Source organism: Rhodophyticola sp., from assembly GCF_965284195.1.
Taxonomy (GTDB): Bacteria; Pseudomonadota; Alphaproteobacteria; order Rhodobacterales; family Rhodobacteraceae; genus Rhodophyticola.
The window spans coordinates 3,757,397-3,777,789 of record NZ_CBDIRM010000001.1 but is presented as its reverse complement, the minus strand read 5'-3'; the positions used below and the strand labels follow the sequence as shown (position 1 = coordinate 3,777,789).

20 protein-coding genes are annotated in these 20,393 nt (G+C 62.3%); 8 read left to right on the top strand and 12 right to left on the bottom strand.

All coding sequences use genetic code 11. The annotated features are described in order from the left end of the window. Positions 1-9: 9 nt before the first annotated feature. The 3 genes from ACQ651_RS18885 to ACQ651_RS18875 are packed head-to-tail and all read right to left on the bottom strand — an operon-like array spanning position 10 to position 2,838. On the bottom strand, positions 10-1,314 hold the full coding sequence (locus ACQ651_RS18885) for a TRAP transporter large permease (RefSeq protein ID WP_430450138.1): 1,305 nt from the start codon (positions 1,312-1,314) through the stop codon (positions 10-12). Beyond that, positions 1,314-1,844, bottom strand: coding sequence for a TRAP transporter small permease (locus ACQ651_RS18880; protein WP_227287386.1), 531 nt, complete (start codon positions 1,842-1,844; stop codon positions 1,314-1,316). Before ACQ651_RS18880 ends, ACQ651_RS18885 begins: the two co-directional genes overlap by 1 nt. Positions 1,845-1,851: 7 nt before the next feature. Further along, positions 1,852-2,838, bottom strand: coding sequence for a TRAP transporter substrate-binding protein (locus tag ACQ651_RS18875; RefSeq protein WP_227287387.1), 987 nt, complete (start codon positions 2,836-2,838; stop codon positions 1,852-1,854). A gap of 214 nt (positions 2,839-3,052) precedes the next feature. Between ACQ651_RS18875 and ACQ651_RS18870 the strand changes: the two genes are divergently transcribed. The 8 genes from ACQ651_RS18870 (at position 3,053) to ACQ651_RS18835 (ending at position 11,178) form a co-directional block, all read left to right on the top strand. Then, complete coding sequence (locus tag ACQ651_RS18870) at positions 3,053-3,775, top strand: GntR family transcriptional regulator (protein WP_227287388.1); 723 nt, start codon at positions 3,053-3,055, stop codon at positions 3,773-3,775. Next, positions 3,763-4,503: an SDR family NAD(P)-dependent oxidoreductase gene (locus ACQ651_RS18865; RefSeq protein ID WP_430450137.1), complete on the top strand. Its 741-nt coding sequence runs from the start codon at positions 3,763-3,765 to the stop codon at positions 4,501-4,503. Before ACQ651_RS18870 ends, ACQ651_RS18865 begins: the two co-directional genes overlap by 13 nt. Positions 4,504-4,521: 18 nt before the next feature. Further along, positions 4,522-5,322, top strand: a complete 801-nt coding sequence (locus ACQ651_RS18860; protein WP_227287390.1) for a nitroreductase family protein — start codon at positions 4,522-4,524, stop codon at positions 5,320-5,322. A 314-nt stretch (positions 5,323-5,636) separates the two neighbouring features. Further along, the gene (locus ACQ651_RS18855) at positions 5,637-7,262 is read left to right on the top strand and encodes a peptide ABC transporter substrate-binding protein (protein ID WP_430450136.1); all 1,626 of its coding nucleotides are present in this window, start codon (positions 5,637-5,639) and stop codon (positions 7,260-7,262) included. Positions 7,263-7,312: 50 nt separating this feature from the next. Further along, positions 7,313-8,236, top strand: coding sequence for an oligopeptide ABC transporter permease OppB (gene oppB / locus ACQ651_RS18850; protein WP_227287392.1), 924 nt, complete (start codon positions 7,313-7,315; stop codon positions 8,234-8,236). Positions 8,237-8,240: 4 nt separating this feature from the next. Next, positions 8,241-9,158: an ABC transporter permease subunit gene (locus ACQ651_RS18845; protein WP_227287393.1), complete on the top strand. Its 918-nt coding sequence runs from the start codon at positions 8,241-8,243 to the stop codon at positions 9,156-9,158. 29 nt (positions 9,159-9,187) lie between these two features. Then, positions 9,188-10,153, top strand: coding sequence for an oligopeptide/dipeptide ABC transporter ATP-binding protein (locus tag ACQ651_RS18840; protein WP_430450135.1), 966 nt, complete (start codon positions 9,188-9,190; stop codon positions 10,151-10,153). Next, entirely contained in the window at positions 10,153-11,178 is a 1,026-nt protein-coding gene (locus tag ACQ651_RS18835; RefSeq protein ID WP_430450134.1) for an oligopeptide/dipeptide ABC transporter ATP-binding protein, read from the top strand. The genes ACQ651_RS18840 and ACQ651_RS18835 overlap by 1 nt, the downstream gene beginning before the upstream one ends. 79 nt (positions 11,179-11,257) lie before the next feature. Here ACQ651_RS18835 and ACQ651_RS18830 read toward each other — a convergent pair whose 3' ends face one another. The 9 genes from ACQ651_RS18830 to ACQ651_RS18790 all read right to left on the bottom strand — a co-directional run bounded on the left by ACQ651_RS18830 (position 11,258) and on the right by ACQ651_RS18790 (position 20,260). Further along, positions 11,258-12,340, bottom strand: a complete 1,083-nt coding sequence (locus ACQ651_RS18830) for a DUF1513 domain-containing protein (RefSeq protein ID WP_430450133.1) — start codon at positions 12,338-12,340, stop codon at positions 11,258-11,260. 1 nt (position 12,341) lies between these two features. Next, entirely contained in the window at positions 12,342-13,355 is a 1,014-nt protein-coding gene (locus tag ACQ651_RS18825; protein ID WP_430450132.1) for an imelysin family protein, read from the bottom strand. Continuing rightward, on the bottom strand, positions 13,355-14,908 hold the full coding sequence (locus ACQ651_RS18820; RefSeq protein ID WP_430450131.1) for a di-heme oxidoredictase family protein: 1,554 nt from the start codon (positions 14,906-14,908) through the stop codon (positions 13,355-13,357). The genes ACQ651_RS18825 and ACQ651_RS18820 overlap by 1 nt, the downstream gene beginning before the upstream one ends. A gap of 56 nt (positions 14,909-14,964) precedes the next feature. Further along, positions 14,965-16,227, bottom strand: a complete 1,263-nt coding sequence (locus ACQ651_RS18815; protein ID WP_430450130.1) for an imelysin family protein — start codon at positions 16,225-16,227, stop codon at positions 14,965-14,967. Further along, positions 16,224-16,457: a hypothetical protein gene (locus ACQ651_RS18810; protein ID WP_430450129.1), complete on the bottom strand. Its 234-nt coding sequence runs from the start codon at positions 16,455-16,457 to the stop codon at positions 16,224-16,226. Before ACQ651_RS18810 ends, ACQ651_RS18815 begins: the two co-directional genes overlap by 4 nt. A 179-nt stretch (positions 16,458-16,636) precedes the next feature. After that, positions 16,637-16,981: an Hpt domain-containing protein gene (locus ACQ651_RS18805; RefSeq protein WP_430450128.1), complete on the bottom strand. Its 345-nt coding sequence runs from the start codon at positions 16,979-16,981 to the stop codon at positions 16,637-16,639. 22 nt (positions 16,982-17,003) lie between these two features. Next, a complete protein-coding gene (locus ACQ651_RS18800) occupies positions 17,004-17,957 on the bottom strand; it encodes a response regulator (RefSeq protein ID WP_430450127.1) in 954 nt (317 codons plus the stop codon). A 166-nt stretch (positions 17,958-18,123) separates the two neighbouring features. After that, the gene (locus ACQ651_RS18795; protein WP_227287402.1) at positions 18,124-18,513 is read right to left on the bottom strand and encodes a response regulator; all 390 of its coding nucleotides are present in this window, start codon (positions 18,511-18,513) and stop codon (positions 18,124-18,126) included. A gap of 43 nt (positions 18,514-18,556) precedes the next feature. Further along, positions 18,557-20,260 (bottom strand): PAS domain-containing sensor histidine kinase, encoded by a 1,704-nt coding sequence (locus ACQ651_RS18790; RefSeq protein ID WP_430450126.1) that lies wholly within the window; start codon positions 20,258-20,260, stop codon positions 18,557-18,559. Positions 20,261-20,393: the final 133 nt, after the last annotated feature.

Below are 20,393 nucleotides of genomic sequence, written 5' to 3'. Positions count from 1 at the left end.
GCCGAGGCCCTAGCCGAACATGGTTTGCGGCAGGAGCAGTGCGATTTGCGGAAAGACCACGATCAGGACCACGGCCAGCAGCATGGCAAACCAGAACGGCCAGATGCCACGGAATATGGTGTTCAGCGGAACCCCCGGCGCGATGCCCTTGACGACGAAGACATTCACACCCACCGGTGGCGAGATCAGGCCCATCTCCAGACAGATCACCATCAGTACGCCGAACCAGATCATGTCCACGCCCAGCGGCTCGATGATCGGCTGCACAAGCGGCACGGTCAGCACGAGGATTGCGAAGCCGTCCATGAACATGCCCAGAATGATGAAGATCAGCAGGAACATCAGCACCACCTGCATGCCGGTGAAGCCCTGCGCCTCGACCCAGAGGGACAGATCGTAGGTGACGCCGGAGAAACCGATGAAGCTCTTGAACACGAATGCGCCGAAAAGGATCAAGAAGACCGTGCCGGTGGATTTGAGCGTGCTGGTGAAGACCTCGATCAGATTGGCGCGCGTCAACTGGCCCCGGAAGGCGGTGATCACGAAGGCCAGCGCGGCGCCCACTCCGGCCGCCTCCACCGCCGAGAAGACGCCCAGATAGATGCCGCCGATGGTGATGACGATGATGCTGACAATGGCAGACGCGCGGCGCATCGCCTGAAACCGTTCCCTCAGCGGCACGATCGCGGCGCCGCGGGGTGCCTTTTCGGGATTGCGCAGCACGACCAGCCAGATCGCGACGACAAAAAGCGCGGTCAGCATCAGGCCCGGTATCACCCCGGCCATGAAAAGCTGTCCGATGCTTTCTTCTGTCAGGATGGCGTAGATCACGAACCCCGCCGAGGGCGGGATGAGGATACCAAGGGTGCCGCCCGCGGCGATGGAGCCTGTGGCCAGACCATTGTCGTAATTGTAGCGCTGCATTTCCGGCAGGCTGACGCGACCCATGGTAAGTGCGGCGGCAAGAGACGATCCAGACAGCGCCGAAAACCCCGCACAGCCCACCACCGTGGCCGAGGCCAGCCCGCCCTTCAGATGGCCAAGCCAGCTATGGGCCGCCGAATAAAGATCCCGACTCATGCCCGAGACGCCGGCAAGGTTGCCCATCAACACGAAAAGCGGAATGATCGTGAGCGGGTAGTTCGATGCCTCGTTGAAGATTTCGCCCGCAAGTTTCGGGATCGCCGCGCGTTCGCGGATCGCATAAATGCCGATTGTGCCGACCAGCATCATCGAGATGCCCACCGGCATACGGATCACCAGACAGGCGAACAGGGCGATGAAGCCGACAAGCGCGATCAGGCTTCCGTCCATCAGTCAGCAATCTCGTTCGGGTCGTCGCCATCCAGATGGTAAAGACCGACAACAAGCTGGAGAAGCACATTCAGGGCGAAAAGGCCCATCGTGGCGGACAGGAAATAGTAGAACGGGCGATGCACGATGGACATGTTGTTGGTGAGACAGGCACGTTCCGCGCCGCAGGCCTTGTCTGCCAGCGCATAGCTTGCCAGGGCCAGAATGCCAAAGGCCATCAGCCGCATCAGCGCGTCGGTGAACCGGGTCAGCCGACGACCCGCGACCATTCCGATCACGTTGACGGATACATGCGCCCCGTGACGCGCACCGTAACAGACCGACGCGCCGGCCACGATGATCAGCGTCATGGTCGAGATGTCGCTGATCCCGAAAATCGGATCATTCAGGGCATAGCGCCAGAGCACCGCCGTCAGCGTGACGAACATCAGCCCCAGAACGGCGAGCGCGCCCAGGATCGCCACCAGCCCGGACAGGCGCCCGAGCTGGCGATCGACCCATAGCAGGGTGGATGGTGTCTGGCGCGGCACGGGGGGATCAGCCGTCCGGCTGCATCATCAGGTCCATGACCTCACCCACGGTCATCGGTCCCGCGTTCTGGGCGCGCACCTCGGACAGGGTATCGGCGATGGCCGCGTTCCATCGGGCGCGCTCCTCTTCCGGGATCTCGATCATCTCGACCCCGGCCTCCGCGGCCATCTGGAGCCCGCGGGCGGCGGCCCGGTCGTAGAACTCGCCCCCGGCGATCGACAGCGCATCATCGGCAGCGGCGTCGATCCAGCCGCGCTGCTCATCGCTCAACCCGTCATAGACCTCGCGATTCATCAGCAACACGAAGGCCGAGCCGGAGCCGGGAAACCAAGTGGTGATGTAATTCGCAGGCTCATGCAGATTGAAGGACGGGATGCCCGACGGCCCGATGGCGATTCCATCGATGACACCGTTGGTCAGGTTCTGGTTGATGACATTCACCGGCTGCGCCACCGCGGAGGCGCCAAGCGCCTCCACGAACGGCGCGTCCTGGCTCGCGGTGACACGGATCAGCATCCCGTCGAGATCCTCCAGCCTGCGCACCGGCCTGTCACGGGTGATCAGAACCGGCGGCGCATTGGCCCAAATCGCCAGCACCTCGGCCTCATATTCCTGTTCCAGCACCTCGCGCGCGCGCAGCAAGGCCTGCGTGCATTCGGACGCGCTGCCGCAAACGCCCGGGGTCGTGACGGCATTGGTCATCGGGAACACCTCGCCGGTGTATCCCGGCAGGGCAAACACGATATCGGCCACACCATCCAGCAGAATTCCGTATTGGCGGGGTGGCGCCGAGTTCAGCGCCCCGCCGGGGTATTGCTGCACGGTCATCTCTCCGCCCGAAACCTCGGCCAGCGCCTCGGCGAACGGCGTGAAGACGGCGGCGTTCATCGGATGACCGGGCCCCATGAAATAGGCCAGGCTCAACTCCTCGGCCTGAGGTGCGGCGGTCGACAAGGCCAACGCGGCAGCGGCACAGATACCCAATCTTTGCATTCTCTTCCTCCCTCTGGTGGCGACACAGGCTTATCCCGATTTCGATGAGAGAAGCTTAACGGTGTCGGCGGGGCAGATCCGGCCTCTCCTCCCAAAGCGGCCTTGCGATGTCCCTGCCCCACTAGAGTCAAATTCGTATCCAAAAGAAAGCAAAAAAATGCCATAGGGGCCCAGATTAGCTCGACAGAGGAGATTTCGTATCCGATAATCGGGCATGGCATCCAGCGTGGAACATGTGCTTGCGGTCATCCGCCGGCAAATCCTCAACGGCGATCGACCGCCAGGGGAGAAGATTTCGGAGGCCGCGATTGCCGCCGAGCTTGGCGTGTCCCGTACGCCCGCCCGCACGGCCCTTGCCGCGCTCCAGGCCGAGGGGCTGATCGAAAAGCGGAAGGGTCGCGGGTTCACGATCCGCTCGATCTCGACCGCGGATGTGGAAAAATCCATCGCCGTGCGCGCGGCGCTTGAGGCGCTTGCCGCCGCCACCATGGCCCAAACCGGGATGAGCCCCGAGGTGGAAGCCGACCTCTCGCGCTCCATCAAGATGTCCGAAGACATGCTGGCCGGCGATGGCCCCGTTGCATCGCAGCTGGAGCTTTATCAGGAGGCCAATATCCTGTTTCACGAAACGATCATGAAACGGTGCGGCAACGAGTTGATCGCGCATACATTCGAGCGGATCGCGATGCTGCCCCTCACCTCGCTCGGCTCGCTCATGTTCAAGGCGACCGAGCCCAGACGGGAACGCATGCGTTTGACCGTGGGCCACTCGCAACATGTCATCATCTTCGACGCGCTGAAGAAACGCGATGCCGCGCGCGCCGAGGCGATGATGCGCGAACACAGCCATGCCGCCCTCAATTACAGCGATCTGTTCGTACGCGAAATGGTCGCGGACGGCCCCGGAAAAACGCCGGAACTGGCATGGGACGACTGACCGGCAAGGCCGCCGTCATCACGGGCGGGGCCAAAGGTCTGGGCCTGGAGTTCACCCGCGCGCTGATTGCGGAGGGGGCCGGGGTCCTGGTCGCCGACATTGCCGATGGCGCCGATGCGGAACAGGCGGGCGCGTGTTTCGTGCATGCCGATATCACCGGGGAGGGTATGGCCGAGCGGGTCGCGGACTCGGCGATGGAGGCCTTCGGACAGGTCGATATCCTGATCAACAATGCCGCCCTTTATGCCGGTCTGCCGATGGCACGATATGACCGGATCGCCCCCGATCTGTGGGACGAGGTGATGAAGGTGAATATCGGCGGAACCTGGCGGATGATTCGCGCCATCGGACCGCTGATGGAGCAACGCGGGCGCGGCAAGATCGTGAACATCACCTCGGGCACGGTGATGAAGGGGATGCCGGGGATGGCGCATTACGTCGCCTCAAAGGGGGCGCTGGCGGCCCTGACGCGGACCCTGTCGCGGGAGATGGGGGAAAACGGCGTCTGCGTGAACTCGCTGGCACCCGGTCTTACGCTGTCCTCCAGCATTCTGGAAAACGCGGCGCATATCGAGGCGACCCGCGACCGGGTGCTGGCCTCGCGCGCGATCAAACGCGATGGCCAACCCGCCGACCTGATCGGCGCACTGCTGTTCCTGTGTTCCGACGACAGCGACTTTGTGACCGGCCAGACCATCGCGGTCGATGGCGGATCGGTAAACACATGAGATTTTCGGGAGACCATCATGACAGAAACCGACATCACGCCCGCCGTCGACCTCGCCGAAGCCGAAGCGGAGGTTGATCTGCCGCCGATCGGGGACCGCAGCAGATACGACGCGCTGATGCAGGTGATCCGCAACCGGGTGACCGTGCGCAAGTTCGACGCCGATTTCGTGGTGCCAGAGACGCATTACGAGCTGATTCTGGAGGCCGCCCGCCACGGCCCGTCAGGCGCGAACGCCCAACCCTGGCAGTACATCATCGTGCGCGACGCAGCGGTGAAGCAGCAGATCGCGGATTACTTCGTCGCCGAGCAGCGGTTTCGCGCCAAGGCGAAAATGAAGTTCCCGACGCCGGACTATCGCGGGCTGGCCACGGCGCCTGGCTTTGTGGTGGTCTGTTCGGACATGCGGTGGGTCAATGCCTTTCCGGTGCTGAATGACGGCTCCGATCTGGACCGGATGTATCGCGAAAATGCGGAACGGATCTTGCTGCAATCGGTCGCCGCCTCGACCATGTCGGCCCATCTGGCCGCCGCAGCACTTGGCTACAATGTCTGGTGGGTGACGGCCATCGGCCAGCAGGAGGCGCAGAAGGCGATGCGCCCTTTACTGAACATTCCCGAAGAGATCTCTGTCCTTGATATCTTTCTGTTCGGTCCCCCCGCGCAGGCGCCCTATAAGCGCTGGCGCCGCCCGATCGAGGAAATCCTCCATCGGGACCAATACAATCGCGACCATTTCATGTCCGACGAGGATCTTGCGGAGTGGATCAGGACGCGCCGGCATCGGGTGATGTATCGCGATGCCTCCAAAATAGACTGACCGCGCGGCTTTTGGCGAGGAAACCCGCGGAACCGGTATCAATCCGTCCATTCGGGACAATAAATCAGTCAGGGCTTCCGCATATCGCATTCAGGTGCTTAGATACCGGAAGTTCGATGTCCGACATCGAAAAGTGTTTGTTCCGATTCTGGTCTTGCGTAACAGCCATGTAGGAATATTTCCGCCGAAAGCGGAAATGACGCAACGTATACTAGTGTGTGAACCGCAGGTTTCGCGAAAGTACCGGGATCAAGTCGAGGCGATAAACCGGCAGAGCCCGGAAACGCCCGGCGACCAACAACAGGGAGACTCAAATGACGAGACTTAGCCTTCTGACCACTTCCACCATTCTGACGTTTGCGCTTGGCAGCACGGCCTGGGCGCAGACGACGCACCCGGTAACCGGCGAAACGCTGGCCGAGGATCAGACCTTTCAATACCGCCTGCTGGATCAGTTCCCTTCCATCGATCCGCAGTTGATCGAGGAAACTGCCGGCGGCCACGTCGCGCGCCAGTTGTTCGAGGGGTTGCTGACACAGAACGCCGATGGCACCTTGCGCCCGGGCGTGGCCGAAAGCTGGTCCTCCGAAGACAACCAGACCTGGGTTTTCAATCTTCGTGAAGATGCCCGCTGGTCCAACGGCGACCCGGTGACGGCACAGGATTTCGTTGCCTCCTGGCAGCGTGCGGCCGACCCGGCCACCGCCTCCGAATACGCCTGGTATGTCGAACTGAGCCAGATCAGCAACTCCGCCGCCGTCATCGCGGGCGAAGTCGGCCCGGAAGAGCTTGGTGTCCGCGCCATCGATGACCGCACGCTTGAGGTCACGCTGTCCCAGCCCTTGCCCTACTTCCCGCAGATGACGGTGCATTACACCTTCATGCCCAGCCATCAGCCTTCGGTACAGGAACACGGCGCGGCCTGGACAGCGCCCGAGAACATCGTCTCCAACGGCGCCTATATGCTGGACGAGATTGCGGTGAACGAATTCTTCCGCCTCGTCCCGAACCCGGAATACTGGGGCGCCGAAGATGTGATCATCACCGAGGTCACCGGATATGTCATCAACGATGCCAGCCAGGCCCTGACGCGCTTTCAGGCCGGCGAGTTCGACATGATGGACGATCTGCCCGCAGGCAGCTATCCGCGTCTGGAGGCGGAAATGCCCGATGTGGCGCATTCGGTGCCGCGTCTGTGTTCCTACTATTACGCGATCAACCAGTCCGAAAGCGGGCATGAGGCATTGCAGGACCCTCGCGTTCGCACCGCTCTCAGCCTGATGATCGACCGCGAAGTCATCACCGATCAGGTTTTGCAGGCCGGTCAGGCCCCTGCCTTCAACTTCACGCACTGGGCGACCGCGGGCTTCGAGATGCCCGTGATCGAATACGCCACCTGGACCCAGGAAGAACGGATGGCGCATGCGATGGAGTTGATGACCGAAGCCGGGTATGGCCCCGACAACCCGATCGAGTTGAACCTGATCTACAACACCTCTGAAAACCACCGGCAGATCGCGACAGTCATCAGCCAGATGTGGCGCCCCCTTGGTGTGACCACCGTGCTGAACAACTTCGAATGGCAATCCTATCTGGAAATCCGGGGCAACCAGAACTTCGACGTCGCCCGCTCGGCCTGGTGCGGGGATTACAACGAGGCGTCGACCTTCCTCGACCTGCTGACCTCGAACAACTCCAACAACGACGGCAAATATGCCAATGACGAGGTCGACCGGCTGATGGCGGAAAGTGTCACCATGGCCGATCCGCAGCCGAATTACACCGCGGTCGAGCAGATCCTGTCCGAGGACATGGCGATCATCCCGATCTACCACTACACGCAGAACTTCGTGCTGGATCCGACGATCCGGAACTGGCCGATGGAGAACGTGGAAAACAACTGGTACGTCCGCGATATCTACCGCGTCGCAGCAGAATAATGAACAGCCGGGGCGGGTGATCCGACCCGCCCCGGCGCTTCGTTTTCCAGATGTTCACATTCATCTTCAAACGCCTTCTGATCGCGATACCGGTTCTGCTGATCCTGATCGTGGGCACCTTCATCCTGATGTATGCCGCCCCCGGCAGCCCGTTCGCCACCGAGCGTGGCGTACCCCCCGCGGTTCTGGCCAATCTTGAGCGCCAATACGGGCTGGACCAGCCGTTCTATGTCCAGATCTGGCGCTATATCTGGGGCATCGTCAGCGATTTCGATTTCGGCCCGTCCTTCATCTACCGAGATCAGGATGTGAACGACCTAATCGCGCAGGGTTTCCCGGTGACGCTGACCTACGGGTTCTGGAGCTTTGTCGTCGCCGTGCTGGTTGGCGGAACCCTCGGTATCATCGCCGCGATTCGCCACAACACCTGGCTGGATTATCTGGCCGTCGGCATTTCCATCGGCGCGCAGGTGTTGCCGAACTTCGTGCTGGCGCCGATCCTGGTGCTGATCTTCACGCTCTGGCTCGGCTGGTTGCCCGGCGGCGGCTGGCAGGGCGGCCAGTGGCAATATGTGATCCTGCCGGTCATCGCGCTGTCGACCAGCTTCATGGCCTCCATCGCGCGGATCGCGCGCGCCTCGATGCTGGAGGTGCTGACCTCGAACTTCATCCGCACGGCGCGGGCCAAGGGCCTGCCGATGCGCCGGATCGTGCTGCGCCATGCCCTGAAGCCCGCACTTCTGCCCGTCATCTCCTATCTGGGCCCCGCATTCGTGGGGATGATCACCGGATCGGTGGTGATCGACATATATTTCTCCACCGGCGGCATCGGGCAGTTCTTCGTCGCCTCCGCTCTCAACCGCGATTACGGGGTGATGATGGGGATCACGGTTCTTCTTGGCGCGCTTACGATCTTCTTCAACCTCGTGGTCGATATCCTCTACGCGTGGATCGACCCGAAAATCCGGTATTAGACCCATGCTCGCAACCAGAGCCATCGCCGACCAGCTGGCCCATAAGGACGCCGTCAAGGGGCGGTCCTTGTGGGCGGATGCACGCACCCGGTTCTTTCGCAACAAGGCGGCGGTCGGCGGTTTGATCGTCCTTCTTCTGGTCGGCCTCTTCGCCTTGATCGGACCTTTCATCGCGCCATGGGACTATGAGGAGATCGACTGGTCCGTGCTGGGCCGCGTCGCCGAGGCGGGGCGGCCATCACTGGAAACGGGCCACTGGTTCGGCACCGATCCATTGGGCCGGGACTTGTTCGCGCGTACCGTGCAGGGCACGCAGATCTCGCTCATGGTGGGGATCGTGGGCGCCTTCATCGCGGTCATCGTGGGCACGTTTTACGGCGCGGTCGCCGGGTATTTCGGAGGCCGCGTGGACAATGTGATGATGCGCATCGTCGATGTGCTGATGTCGATCCCCTACATGTTCGTGCTGATCCTGCTTCTGGTGGTCTTCGGGCGCTCCATGCTGATGCTGTTCATCGGGATCGGGCTGGTCAGCTGGCTGGACATGGCGCGGATCGCGCGCGGTCAGACGCTGACGCTCCGCAACAAGGAGTTCGTGGAGGCCGCCGTTGCGACGGGTGTCGGCCCCTTCACCATTATCCTGCGCCACATCGTGCCCAATCTTCTGGGCGTGGTGATCGTCTATGCGACGCTGCTGGTTCCCTCGATGATCATCTATGAAAGCTTCATCAGTTTTCTGGGACTTGGGGTGCAGGAACCGCTGACAAGCTGGGGCGCGCTGATCAGCGAGGGCTCCGGAGAGATGGTGAACGGGACGCTCTGGATGCTGCTCGTCCCGCTGTTTTTCTTTGTCGTAACGCTCTTCGGCTTCTTCTTCGTCGGCGACGGGCTGCGCGACGCGCTCGATCCGAAGGATCGGTGATGACACGTTTCCCGAAGGATCAATAACGAATGCCGCTTTTGGAAGTCACCGACCTGACGGTCAGCTTCGATACGCCCGATGGCATCGTGCGCGCCGTCAACGGAATGAGCCTTACGCTGGAACCCGGCGACACGCTTGCGATTGTTGGCGAAAGCGGCTCCGGCAAGACGCAGCTGGCCTTCGGCATCCTCGGTCTGCTGGCCAAGAACGGCAAGGCCGAGGGAAGCGTGCGGTTCAACGGCCAGGAAATCCTCAACCTGCCGGAGTCGAAGCTGAACCGGATCCGCGCCAACGAGATCGCGATGATCTTTCAGGACCCGATGACCTCGCTGAACCCCTATATGCGGGTCGGAGACCAGATGGCCGAGGTCCTGATGCTGCATCAGAGCAAATCCAAGCATGACGCGCTGGAGGAAAGCGCCGCGATGCTGGACGCGGTGCGCATTCCCGATGCCCGGTCGCGTCTGCGGATGTATCCGCATGAGTTCTCCGGCGGGATGCGGCAGCGGATCATGGTGGCGATGGCCCTTTTGTGCCGCCCGAAACTGCTGATCGCCGATGAGCCGACGACGGCGCTGGATGTGACCGTGCAGGCCCAGATCATGGAACTGATGGCCGATGTACAGCGCGATTTCGGCACGGCGCTTGTGCTGATCACCCATGATCTGGCGATCGTGGCGGGCACCTGCGCCGAAACGCTGGTGATGTATGGCGGGCAGGTGATGGAACGCGGGCCCACCGATGACGTGTTCGAGGCGCCGGCCCATCCCTATACCCTTGGCCTTCTGAAGGCCGTGCCACGGCTCGATGTGCCGCAGCCTTCGCTTGAGACCATTCCGGGCGACCCGCCGGATCTGACCGATCTGCCGCCGGGCTGTCCGTTCAGCCCCCGCTGTCCGCTGTCCCACGATCCCTGCACGAAAACCATGCCCCCGTTGGAGGCGTTCGACAGCGGACGGTTCAGGGCCTGTCATGCCAGCCGGGAGGCGCTGTAATGAGCAACATTCTGATGCAGGTCGAAAACCTCAGCGTCACCTTCGGCATCCCGCGCCGCGGTGGCTGGCCATGGACGCCGCCGGACCAGCTACAGGCGGTCTCCAACGCCTCGGTCACCTTGAAGGAAGGGGAGACGCTTGGTCTCGTGGGTGAAAGCGGCTCGGGCAAATCGACACTTGCCCGCGCCATCGTGGGCACCGTTCCGGTAAGCGGGGGCCGGGTGCTGTGGAAAGGCAAGGACATGGTCGGGCTGTCGGCCGCCGAGACCCGCGCCCATGGCCGCCACGTGCAGATGGTCTTTCAGGACCCTCTGGCGGCGCTGAACCCGCGGATGACCGTGGGGCAGGTCGTGGCCGAACCGCTGGTCACGCATTTCCCGGATCTGAGCAAATCCGAAGTGCGGGACAAGGTCGGTGCGATGATGGAGCGGGTGGGCCTGCTGCCCGCGCTGGTCAACCGCTATCCGCATGAGTTTTCCGGCGGACAGTGTCAGCGGATCGGCATCGCGCGGGCGCTGATCACCGAACCGGAACTGGTGGTCTGCGACGAGCCGGTCAGCGCGCTGGACGTGTCGGTGCAGGCGCAGGTGGTGAACCTGTTGCAGGATCTGCAACGCGACATGGGTCTGTCCCTTCTGTTCATCGCCCATGATCTGAGCGTGGTCCGCCATATCTCGAACCGGATTGCGGTGATGTATCTCGGGCGGATCGTCGAGACGGCCGAAGCGGGCGAGTTGATAGCCAATCCTCGCCATCCCTATACCAAGGCGCTGATCGCCTCGGTTCCGATCCCCTCTCCGAAGGCTGAACGGGCGCGGCACCGCCCCGTGCTGGAAGGCGAACTTCCCTCCCCACTCGCCCCGCCCTCGGGATGTGTGTTCCGCACACGCTGCCCGATTGCGCAGCCCGATTGCGCGGAGGTGCGGCCCGAATTGCTGGAAGTCGCCGACGGGCACATGGTTGCCTGCCCGCATTATGACGATGCCGCAAACGCGGATCAGCAACCTGCCGAAAGCGTCAACTGACGGAAACGCGGCCGCGCCCTCGTTCTGCCCCTGCGCTTGCCATCCCCGTTGGCGGGGACCGGGCGGGAAGCCGCCCGCGCTAGGCCAGGCTGACCAGATGGTTGTCCCACTGCAGTGCGTCGTGGCGGGTTCGGACCACCGACCCGCCCGCGATTGTCAGGATATCCCCGCCGCCCGTAGAGGCGACGAAGCCCCCCGGCGCCGGGCCCAGACCGCAGACATCGGCCACCGCGACGGCCCCCAGAAACACGCCGCTTTCGCCGTCAAACCGGTGGATCGCGCCACCACGGGGAGATGTGATGGCAACCTCGGCACCGTTTCCGGAGAAACTGACACTGCCGGCATAGCCTCGCAGGCCGCGTTGGATCTCCCCCGGGGCTTCCAGCAGTCGCGGCGCCCCGCCGCCCAGCCGGTGAAGCAGCAGAAGAGGCGGGTGGATCGTCTCGGCGCCCTGCCACTGCATCGCCGCCGCCACAACCCCGTCAGGGCGGATCGACAGGTGCCGGATCGAGTTCAGACGCTGCGCGTCGGGCAACGCGATCTGATCCAGCACCGCGCCACGGTCGTCCAGATAGGTGAGGTTGGCGCGCATTGTCGGCAGGTTGAGCTTGGCCCGGCCACTATCGGGATGGGTGGCGATGCCACCATTGGCAACGATCAGCGTGTCGGAGCCCGGCAGACGCCGCAGATCATGCGGCCCGATGCCACCGGACGGTATGTCGCCGATGCGCGCGTAACCTGAGCCCGCATCCCAGATGCCGATCCGGCCTTCAAGCGTCTCAAGATCGTTTTCGGTCGTGTAAAGCCGTGCGCCATCGGCGGAAAAGCTGCCATGGCCGTAGAAATGGAGGCCGGGCGGTGCGGCAAGCCGCGCCGTATGCACCCCAGTCGCGCAATCGATCACATCGGCGAATGTGCCCGGTCGGCGGGCGAAGGCCACCGCCTGTGGATGGTGGGGATGGGCGGCGGCGGCATGGCCCCGGCCGGGTAGCGGAAGCGAAAAGACAAGGTGCCCATCCGGGGTGAGCCCGCACAGCCGATAGGTGCCGTCTGTTGCCCGCGCAGCGGACAGGTAACCGGGATCGCCCGCATCGGCCCAGCTTGCCCGCGGCACCGATGCCGCGGCCAGGATCCCCGCAAGGAACGCTCTGCGCGACGGCATGCTAGTCTCCATCCAGCGCGTTGAACCCCGCGGCGATGCCCAGAGCAGGCCCAAGCTCGGCCCGGAGAACGCCACCGGCGTCGCGCACGGCCTGTTGCAGAACCTCGACCCGCAGCCGTCCCGCCGGCGTTTCGACGCCGGCAAAGACCGGATCGTCCAACGCCTCCGCCCGGGTGATGGCATGCTGAAAAGTACGGTCAAGCCGGTCCCGGATCTCAGGGCGGGAGGCCGCCAGCCGGCGGGCCAGATCGGCCTGGCTGATCAGCGACATCTGCACATGGCGAAGCGAGCGCCCCGAGCGCCACGCCTCTGCCTGTCGCGGACGGGGGCGCTCGAACGTCCCCATGGGACGGCCGAGGCGCAGATCGGCGGTGAACTCCAGCCCCTCGGACAGCGCACCGAAAAGCGTGCGCAGGGCCTCGTCACGGCTTTGATAGGTGTCATTGCCGCCGGCGTTGCGCATCAGGCCCGCATGGGTTTCCTGCCAATCGGTCAGAATGGCGCGCGCGCTTTCATGGGCATCGGCACTCGCCGCCCGGATCAGCGCGCAGCGATAGGCCGCAGGCTCAAGCGCCCGTATCTCGGGGTCATAGAGAAGGAACTCCAGCGCGTAGAATCCCCGGGCCGCCACCGATACGGTCGCGTAGCTTTCGGCGGTTTCGATAACCGGGTCTTGAGCGCGGACCAGATCGGAAAGGCTGCGGGGCGTGGCCCCGCGCGTGTCGGGCCAGAAGGCGAGAGCGAAGCTGCGGTTGTCGGTCTCGGCGGGTCCGAAGCGCAGATGGCTGACGCGGATCCACGCATCGAACGCATCGCCATAGGCGGCGCGCAGAGCCTCGGAGGAAGGATCGCAATCGCTTCCTGCCGCGGCGGCAAGATCGCCGGTTTCGGCCGCCAGAGCCTCGAACCCGGGCAGAATGTGATTGTCGAGAATGTCGTCGATCACGTCAGATGCCGGCTGGGCTGCCACCGCCATGGGCAAAAACAGCGCCAGACAAGGAATTCCCAGCCGCATCACAGGCTCTCCAGAAAACGGATCAGGGCGGCCCGATCTTCGGGCGGCATTTCCACCACCTGATCGCGGGCCGATTGGGCCTCTCCGCCGTGCCAGAGGATGGCCTCCAACAGGTTTCGGGCGCGCCCGTCATGCAGGAAATAGGTGTGCCCGCTCACCGTCTCCGTCATGCCGATCCCCCAAAGCGGGGCGGTACGCCATTCCCGGCCATCGGCGCGCCCCTCGGGCCGGTTGTCGGCCAGCCCCTCGCCCATATCATGAAGCAGCAGATCCGTGTATGGCCAGATCAACTGAAAGCTCTGGGCCGTATCGCCCTGAAGCCGATGGGTGACATGGCTGGGCACGTGGCAGGCGACACACCCGGACGTATTGAAAACCTCCTTGCCGCGCAGCACCTCCGGATCATCCACATCGCGGCGGGCGGGCACGGCGAGATTCTGACTGTAGAACGTCACAAGATCCAGGCCGACCTGATCGATCTCGAACCCGTCCTGCTCGGGGTTGGCCCCGTCCAGCGCCTGCCGGCAATCGGTCTGCGCCGGGGTGCATTCACCCCAGCCATTGGGGTGAAGCGGGCTAGAAATCCCGATATCGCCCGCAAAGGCGCCCGCGGATTGCTCCAGCACCGTAGGGTTGCCCGCCTTGTGACCGAACCGGCCCAGCATCGGCTGATCGTGGACAAGGGACCACACCACCTGCGGACGCCCTGAGATACCGTCGCCATCGGCATCCTCCGGATCGGCATGCGCCAAGATATCCTCGACCGGGATCGCTTCCAGAAGACCCAGCCCGATCATCTGCGGGGCGACGCGCGGCGACAGCATGGCCTCGGGATGCAAGGGCCCATAACCAAGGTCTTCCGCGGTGTAGACCGGCGCCCGCAAGCTCGCCGTTTCGCCGCCGGACAGCTCGACAAGGGTTTCCTCGTACACGATGCCAAGCGAATACTCCGCGGCATGGCCCGGCAGGCTGAAATCCTGCAACTGTGTGCCATAATTCGGGTCGGCCTGCGTTGCGATATAGCCTGCGATTTCGTCCATCGGGCTACCGCCCGGGATCGAGATGCGCAGAAACATCGAGACCGCACTGTCCTGCGGCCCCTCCGGCGGATGTCCACGGCCGTCTTTCAGGTGACATCGCTGGCAGGACCGCGCGTTGTAAAGCGGCCCCAGCCCATCGCTGGCGATGGTGGACGCCGGTGGCGAAACCCAGAGCCGCCGGAAAAGCCCGTTGCCGACGCGGAAATCCAGCTCCTCTTCAAAGGACAGATTGGCCGAGGGTTGCGAAAACGCATCCGCGTTGTTGCGCGCCCGAACCGTGGCGGCGCCGCCGGAGTTTTCCTCGAAAGGTTGCGCGGTGCTGAAATCGTCGGTCAGGGCCGTCACGGCCGCGATCCGGCCGGCCTCCTCCTCGGTGCGGGGGACAATGTCCAGATGGACATCGCGAAGCTCCGACCAGTCAGCCGGCGCAGGTGTCGCGGTCTGCGCCGCGATCAGCGCCGGCAGGGCAAAAGCCACGGCAACCGGCAGGCAGGCAAGAAAGACCTTATACATGAAATGCACCTGTTGCGGGCGGCGTGAGACGAGATCCCACACCGCCACTGCCCATATTACTCGAACACGGCAGAGGGATTATCCAGACTGTCGGAGCCCTCGAAGGCGATCTGATCCAGATCGAGCGCGGCCACGAGCCGTTCAATACTCTCGGTCTGGGCGATAAGCCCGTTTACCCCGCCCATGATCAGGGCTTCCCCGGCCTCGTCTCCGCGTTCCAGCATCTGATCATAGGCAAACCCGGACTCCGCCACCGTCTTGATCCGGCCAAGCGCCCTCAGCGTGTCAGAGAGACGTGTGCGCATCTCACGGTCAAGCTCGGGGTCGACCGCTGCGGCCAGATCGGACAGGGACGGACCGACCACAAGCGTACCGTCAACACGGACATATTCGCCGAGATAGACATTCTGCATCCCGATCCCGTTGTAGAAATGGCTGTTATGGGTGTTGTCGGAGAAGCAATCATGCTCCTCCTCCGGATCGTTCAGCATCAGGCCAAGACGCATGCGTTCGCCCGCCAATTCGCCGTAACTCAGGCTGCCCATCCCGGTCAGCATCGTTGCAAGTCCGCTTTGGGGGTCATCGAGCAGCTCTTCGCGGGCAGCGCCGCCTTCGGCCCATTGTGCGGCCATCCATTCAAGATCGCTGACCAGAAGGTCCGTCGCGGCGGTCAGATACGCGGCCCGACGATCGCAATTGCCGCCGGTGCAGGCATCACCCGCCGCATAATCCGTCCAAGGCCTGTCGCCCGCGCCGGGCCCGTGCCCATTCAGATCCTGACCCCAAAGCAGGAATTCGACGGCGTGATAGCCGGTTGCCACATTCGCCTCGACCCCGTCGGCCTCGTGCAAGGTGTCCTGCAGCAGCGCGGGGGTGATTTCGGCGGCATCCACATCGGTTCCGGACAGGGTGAAACTGGCATTCGCCACCACGTTCAGGGCCGCGAACTCGTTTTCATCGGTCGGGCCGCCATAGGCGCCATCCACATAGTCGATCAGACCTTCGTCCAGCGGCCAGGCATTCACGCGGCCTTCCCAATCGTCCACGATGGCATTGCCAAAGCGATAAACCTCGGTCTGCTGATAGGGCACGCGGGCGGCGATCCAGGCAGCGCGGGCGGCGGTCATGTTCTGGGCCGACGGTTCGGCAACCAGCGCCGCGACAGCATCTTGCAAACGCTCCGCGGTGATCAGGGCGTCGGTGTATTTCGCCTGCGCCATGTCGGCATAGTGGCTGACCACATCGGTTGCATCCTGCGCTTGGGCGCCTGTTGCAAGCCCCGCCACCAAAGCCGTGCCGGTCAGAAGAAGTCGTTTCATCGGGAATAATCCTTAGGGTTGCCGTCAGTATTGGAATGACTGAAATCCCGGATCGGGCTGTTGCGCTCCAGCGCATCCAGCATTGGCTCCAACCCCGCCTCGCAACACCCGTCGAGGCAGAGTGCGGACCAGACGGTCTCCCCCCTGTCGGACGGATAAGGAGCGTGATCGCGTTGGAAGCGTTGGCGGCGGGACCACATGGCCAGTTCTCCGGGATCTATCCAGGGCATGGCGATGAGCTTTGCCGCGAGTCGCGCAAAGCGTGACCAATTTCGTCGGATAAATCAATCCCGAGTTTTTTAGTCGGAAACTACGCGGAGATCTTCGTGAAAGGCCGAAGCATTCGAGACACGGCCGTCACGGGCCAAGGAGCGACCAAGCAGGAGTGAAGCCGCCGGGCCGGTCGGCGTCAGGGCGCCATATCCAGGGCAAGTTCCATTTCGTCCAGCAGCGTCTCGATCCGCTGGCGGCAATCGGCCCAACCATCGGCATCGAGCGGCTTTGACAGCCGCCCCTCGACATCCAGGGCAACCTTTCCCAGATCTTCGAAGCCCAGTGTCGGCGCCACGCCGGCGGTCTTGTGGGCACGTCCGGCGATTTCGTCGATCAAACGCTGCTGAAGGCCCTGCTCGTCGATGGCCAGCATCAGCGTTTCGATCTCCAGACAACGATCGCCAAGACGTTCGAGAAATCGTTCTCGAACGCCGCCGACCACTGACGCGATCATTTCGGAATTGGCCGTCATGGATGACATGGGACAGATCCGGTCAGGGGCATCACCTGTCCATGCTATGGCTGAATCCGGTAAAATGCCGCGCCGCGGAGCGGGCATTCAGGATCGCCTCGTCCAGAATCCGTGTCGGGGCGGCCATGTGGAGGGCCTTGCAGCCCACGGCAGGACCAACCGAGACCATAGGCAAATGGATATTCAACTCGTCATAGATATGACCGAACTCCGCGATGCTGATCCGAAGGGTATCCCCGAGTTCGAAGGCATCAAGCGCCTCGACCCGCGACAACAGGCAGACAAAATCGCCTTTGCCGGCATAGCTGATCATCCGGCTGCTCGTCTTCAGACAGTCGGAGATGCAGGTCGCCACATCAATCATCACTTCGCTGAAAATCGACGGACCGGCCTCATCGAACAGTTGTTGACCGTTCAGAACATGGAAGCCCACCGCCTTGGTCGACAAGGCTCGGAACACGCCGAGGGTTTTCAGATAGTTTTCCAGCGCGAGATACTCGATCGTACCGGCCACGCGCCGCATCGGGATCTGATCGGCAAAGCGGTAGGACGGCGTGGCAAACACATCCGCCCCGCCATGGTTGATTGCATGCTGCGTGCGGAGACGTTCGCGCACAAGCGTGTGCAGAACACCCAGCCGGGTGTTGATCTCGATCTCGTCGATCGGTTTTGTCAGGTAATCGGTCGCACCCGCGGCAAAGGCCTGATCGATATGGGCCCGGTCCGCCAGGATCGTGTTCATCACGATGGGCGTTTCTTCATATTCCGGAATTGCCCTGATTTCCTCACACAGCTCGATCCCGTTCATCTCCGGCATCTGGATATCCAGAATGAAGCAGTCGAACGGCACCTGCGTGTTCGACAACAGCTCCAGCGCCTCGGCGCCGGAGGTGACGAACGTCACGTTGGCGTAACCCAGTCGCGTCAGTGTTGACTCGAACAGAGCCAGGAAATCGGGATCGTCATCAACGGCCAGGATCTTCATTCAATGCCTCAGCTTCTAGCGCGCGACACTGTTTTAGTGCCGCAAAAGTTAACCACTCATTAACTAAAAGTTAAATGTCGACAGTGGCATAAGTGGGGCGTGAATGTGGGAAATTGGGGGATTCATTCCGGCCTGAAATATCTGCCGGCACGGATCCATCGCCGGATCAGGCCTCTTCCAGCAGGCTCCATGCGGAGCGGATCTGTGCCCCGAGCGACATCGGATCGAACGGCTTGGTGATCACCGCGAGGGCACCAGTATTGAGCAGATCCTGCGACAGGGAATCCTCGGCTTTCGCTGTCATGAAGATCGTCGGGATCTCGGGGCAATCCGGCCGCGCCTTGATCTGCTCCCAAAGATCGGGACCGGTCATGCCCGGCATCATGATGTCGAGCAGCAAGAGATCCGGAGCAAGCGCGTTGATGTTTTCGAGGGCCGCGGAGCCATTGTTGAACTGGTGCACCGTGAAGCTGTCGACCATCTCAAGTGCCATCCGGGCGATTTCCAGAATGTCATCGTCATCGTCCACATGCAGGATCGTTTTCAGCTCAGACAAGGCTCTCTCCCTCACATCCGCGTCCGTCTTGACGCCTTTTTTGCTACGCCACCGCTGCGTCGCGCGCTTCAAGCCCTTCCGCTTCGATCAGCATGTCCGCCTCGCCCGCATCAAGCTTCGTCAGTTCAAAATAGAATATGGTGCCCTTGCCCAACTGCGTGTCGAAGGCAATCGTGCCGCCATGGCGTTGAATGATCTTCTTGCTGATCGTCAGGCCAAGCCCGGTTCCGGGCCGGGAATGCTCGCTGGTGCCTTCAACCTGGAAAAAACTGTCGAAAAGCGTCTTGTGCGCGGATTCGGGAATGCCAGGACCATGATCCGCAACGCAGACCCGCCATGCATCGGCCCGGTCTTCGATATAGAGATCCACTTTGGCGCCAGCGGGGGAGAATTTCGCCGCGTTGGACATCAGGTTGGACATCACCTGTATCAGTCTCGACTGATCGGCGCGAACAAGGGCCGGTGTATCCATGGCGGCCACGGCGTATTCCACACCGAACTGTTCTCCGTATCCGGCATTGGCCTCCGCAGCTTCCTGCAGAAGATCGCGCAGGTCCATCTGTTTGTTGACGAAGCTCATCTCACCGGAATCGATTTTTTCCAGCGCCAGAATATCGTTCACGATCTCCAGAAGACGGTCGCTGTTGCGGTGCGCGACGGAGATCATTCGGCTGATATCGGGGCTGAGTTCCCCGACCGCACCGGACTCTATCAATCGCAAGGCACCCTTGATGGATGTCAAAGGCGTCCGCAATTCGTGGCTGACCATCGAGACCGAGTTGAGCTTGAGGCTCTCGGCCTGCTTGCGCTCGGTGATGTCGCGGATGACAGAGATCAGGCTGGGTTTGCCATGCGGACCGGTATCGAAATGCGTGAGGATCTCGACCGGCCCCTGATCGTGCATCACCTCGATCGTCACCTCCTTGGCTTCGCCATTCAAAAGCGGTGCGAGGTAGCGCTCGAAAAGACCGTGATCGAACTTGGTGAAGGTGTCGGACATCTTCTTGCCTTCAAGATCGCCCTGCGCCCAGCCAAGGCGCTTCCGGCAGTTCTTGTTCGCATAGATGATCTCGAACGTGTCCGGGTCATACACGATCACACCATCGGGAAGCCCCTCGATAACCGCATTCCGACCGTCCGACGCGGCCTCCGCCCGGGCCTTGGTCAGATCCGTGCGGACCGAGATGCTGTCGACATGAACGCCCGCCTTGTCGAAACGCGGGATGATCGTGGTCTGCACGATGACGGTGTTGCCATTTTTGGCTTTGAGCCGTTGCTCGCCCTGCCAATCGCCACCCTTCGATACGATGGCCCAGATATCGTAGAATTTCGCGTTTTCGTCATCCTCGTCATAGAGGATATCGGGAAGCTGGCCCACAATCTCGTCGAACTCGTATCCGAACGTCTTTACGAAATTCTGGTTGATCTCCTTGATACGACCATCCGTATGCGCCACGCTGACAATCGTATGCTCGCTCAGCGCCTGGTCCCGCAGACCAATCGCTTCGTCAAACGCCGCAGACATCGCGGAGGCCGCCTTCGGATCGGTGATTTTCGCGTAAGCGATGCTGATCACGGTGATCAGCGCGACCAGCGCGGATGTCATGATGAACAGCAATGTGAAACGCTCAGGTCCCGCCTCCGTGATGGACGGAACCCAGGTATGAAGAAGCATCGTCAGACCCAGAGCGACGGCGGTGTTGCTAACCACCAGCGCCAGCAGGGAAATCTTGCGGATTCTCTTCATTCTTTGCCTCGGCAACCACTCAGCTGGCAACGACAGTTCAAGCGCCGGCCATTATTGTTTTCCAGCGAAAACTGACGCGAAATTCAGGCCTAAATAAGACACAATCGTCAACATAGCGGGCGATTATCGGGCA

Excerpts from the sequence above, each read along its gene's own strand:
- ACQ651_RS18885 (WP_430450138.1), bottom strand. The coding sequence starts at position 1,314 with ATGGACGGAAGCCTGATCGCGCTTGTCGGCTTCATCGCCCTGTTCGCC.
- ACQ651_RS18875 (WP_227287387.1), bottom strand. The coding sequence starts at position 2,838 with ATGCAAAGATTGGGTATCTGTGCCGCTGCCGCGTTGGCCTTGTCGACC.
- ACQ651_RS18870 (WP_227287388.1), top strand. The coding sequence starts at position 3,053 with ATGGCATCCAGCGTGGAACATGTGCTTGCGGTCATCCGCCGGCAAATC.
- ACQ651_RS18865 (WP_430450137.1), top strand. The coding sequence starts at position 3,763 with ATGGGACGACTGACCGGCAAGGCCGCCGTCATCACGGGCGGGGCCAAA.
- ACQ651_RS18860 (WP_227287390.1), top strand. The coding sequence starts at position 4,522 with ATGACAGAAACCGACATCACGCCCGCCGTCGACCTCGCCGAAGCCGAA.
- ACQ651_RS18855 (WP_430450136.1), top strand. The coding sequence starts at position 5,637 with ATGACGAGACTTAGCCTTCTGACCACTTCCACCATTCTGACGTTTGCG.
- oppB (WP_227287392.1), top strand. The coding sequence starts at position 7,313 with ATGTTCACATTCATCTTCAAACGCCTTCTGATCGCGATACCGGTTCTG.
- ACQ651_RS18845 (WP_227287393.1), top strand. The coding sequence starts at position 8,241 with ATGCTCGCAACCAGAGCCATCGCCGACCAGCTGGCCCATAAGGACGCC.
- ACQ651_RS18840 (WP_430450135.1), top strand. The coding sequence starts at position 9,188 with ATGCCGCTTTTGGAAGTCACCGACCTGACGGTCAGCTTCGATACGCCC.
- ACQ651_RS18835 (WP_430450134.1), top strand. The coding sequence starts at position 10,153 with ATGAGCAACATTCTGATGCAGGTCGAAAACCTCAGCGTCACCTTCGGC.
- ACQ651_RS18830 (WP_430450133.1), bottom strand. The coding sequence starts at position 12,340 with ATGCCGTCGCGCAGAGCGTTCCTTGCGGGGATCCTGGCCGCGGCATCG.
- ACQ651_RS18825 (WP_430450132.1), bottom strand. The coding sequence starts at position 13,355 with ATGCGGCTGGGAATTCCTTGTCTGGCGCTGTTTTTGCCCATGGCGGTG.
- ACQ651_RS18820 (WP_430450131.1), bottom strand. The coding sequence starts at position 14,908 with ATGTATAAGGTCTTTCTTGCCTGCCTGCCGGTTGCCGTGGCTTTTGCC.
- ACQ651_RS18815 (WP_430450130.1), bottom strand. The coding sequence starts at position 16,227 with ATGAAACGACTTCTTCTGACCGGCACGGCTTTGGTGGCGGGGCTTGCA.
- ACQ651_RS18810 (WP_430450129.1), bottom strand. The coding sequence starts at position 16,457 with ATGCCCTGGATAGATCCCGGAGAACTGGCCATGTGGTCCCGCCGCCAA.
- ACQ651_RS18805 (WP_430450128.1), bottom strand. The coding sequence starts at position 16,981 with ATGTCATCCATGACGGCCAATTCCGAAATGATCGCGTCAGTGGTCGGC.
- ACQ651_RS18800 (WP_430450127.1), bottom strand. The coding sequence starts at position 17,957 with ATGAAGATCCTGGCCGTTGATGACGATCCCGATTTCCTGGCTCTGTTC.
- ACQ651_RS18790 (WP_430450126.1), bottom strand. The coding sequence starts at position 20,260 with ATGAAGAGAATCCGCAAGATTTCCCTGCTGGCGCTGGTGGTTAGCAAC.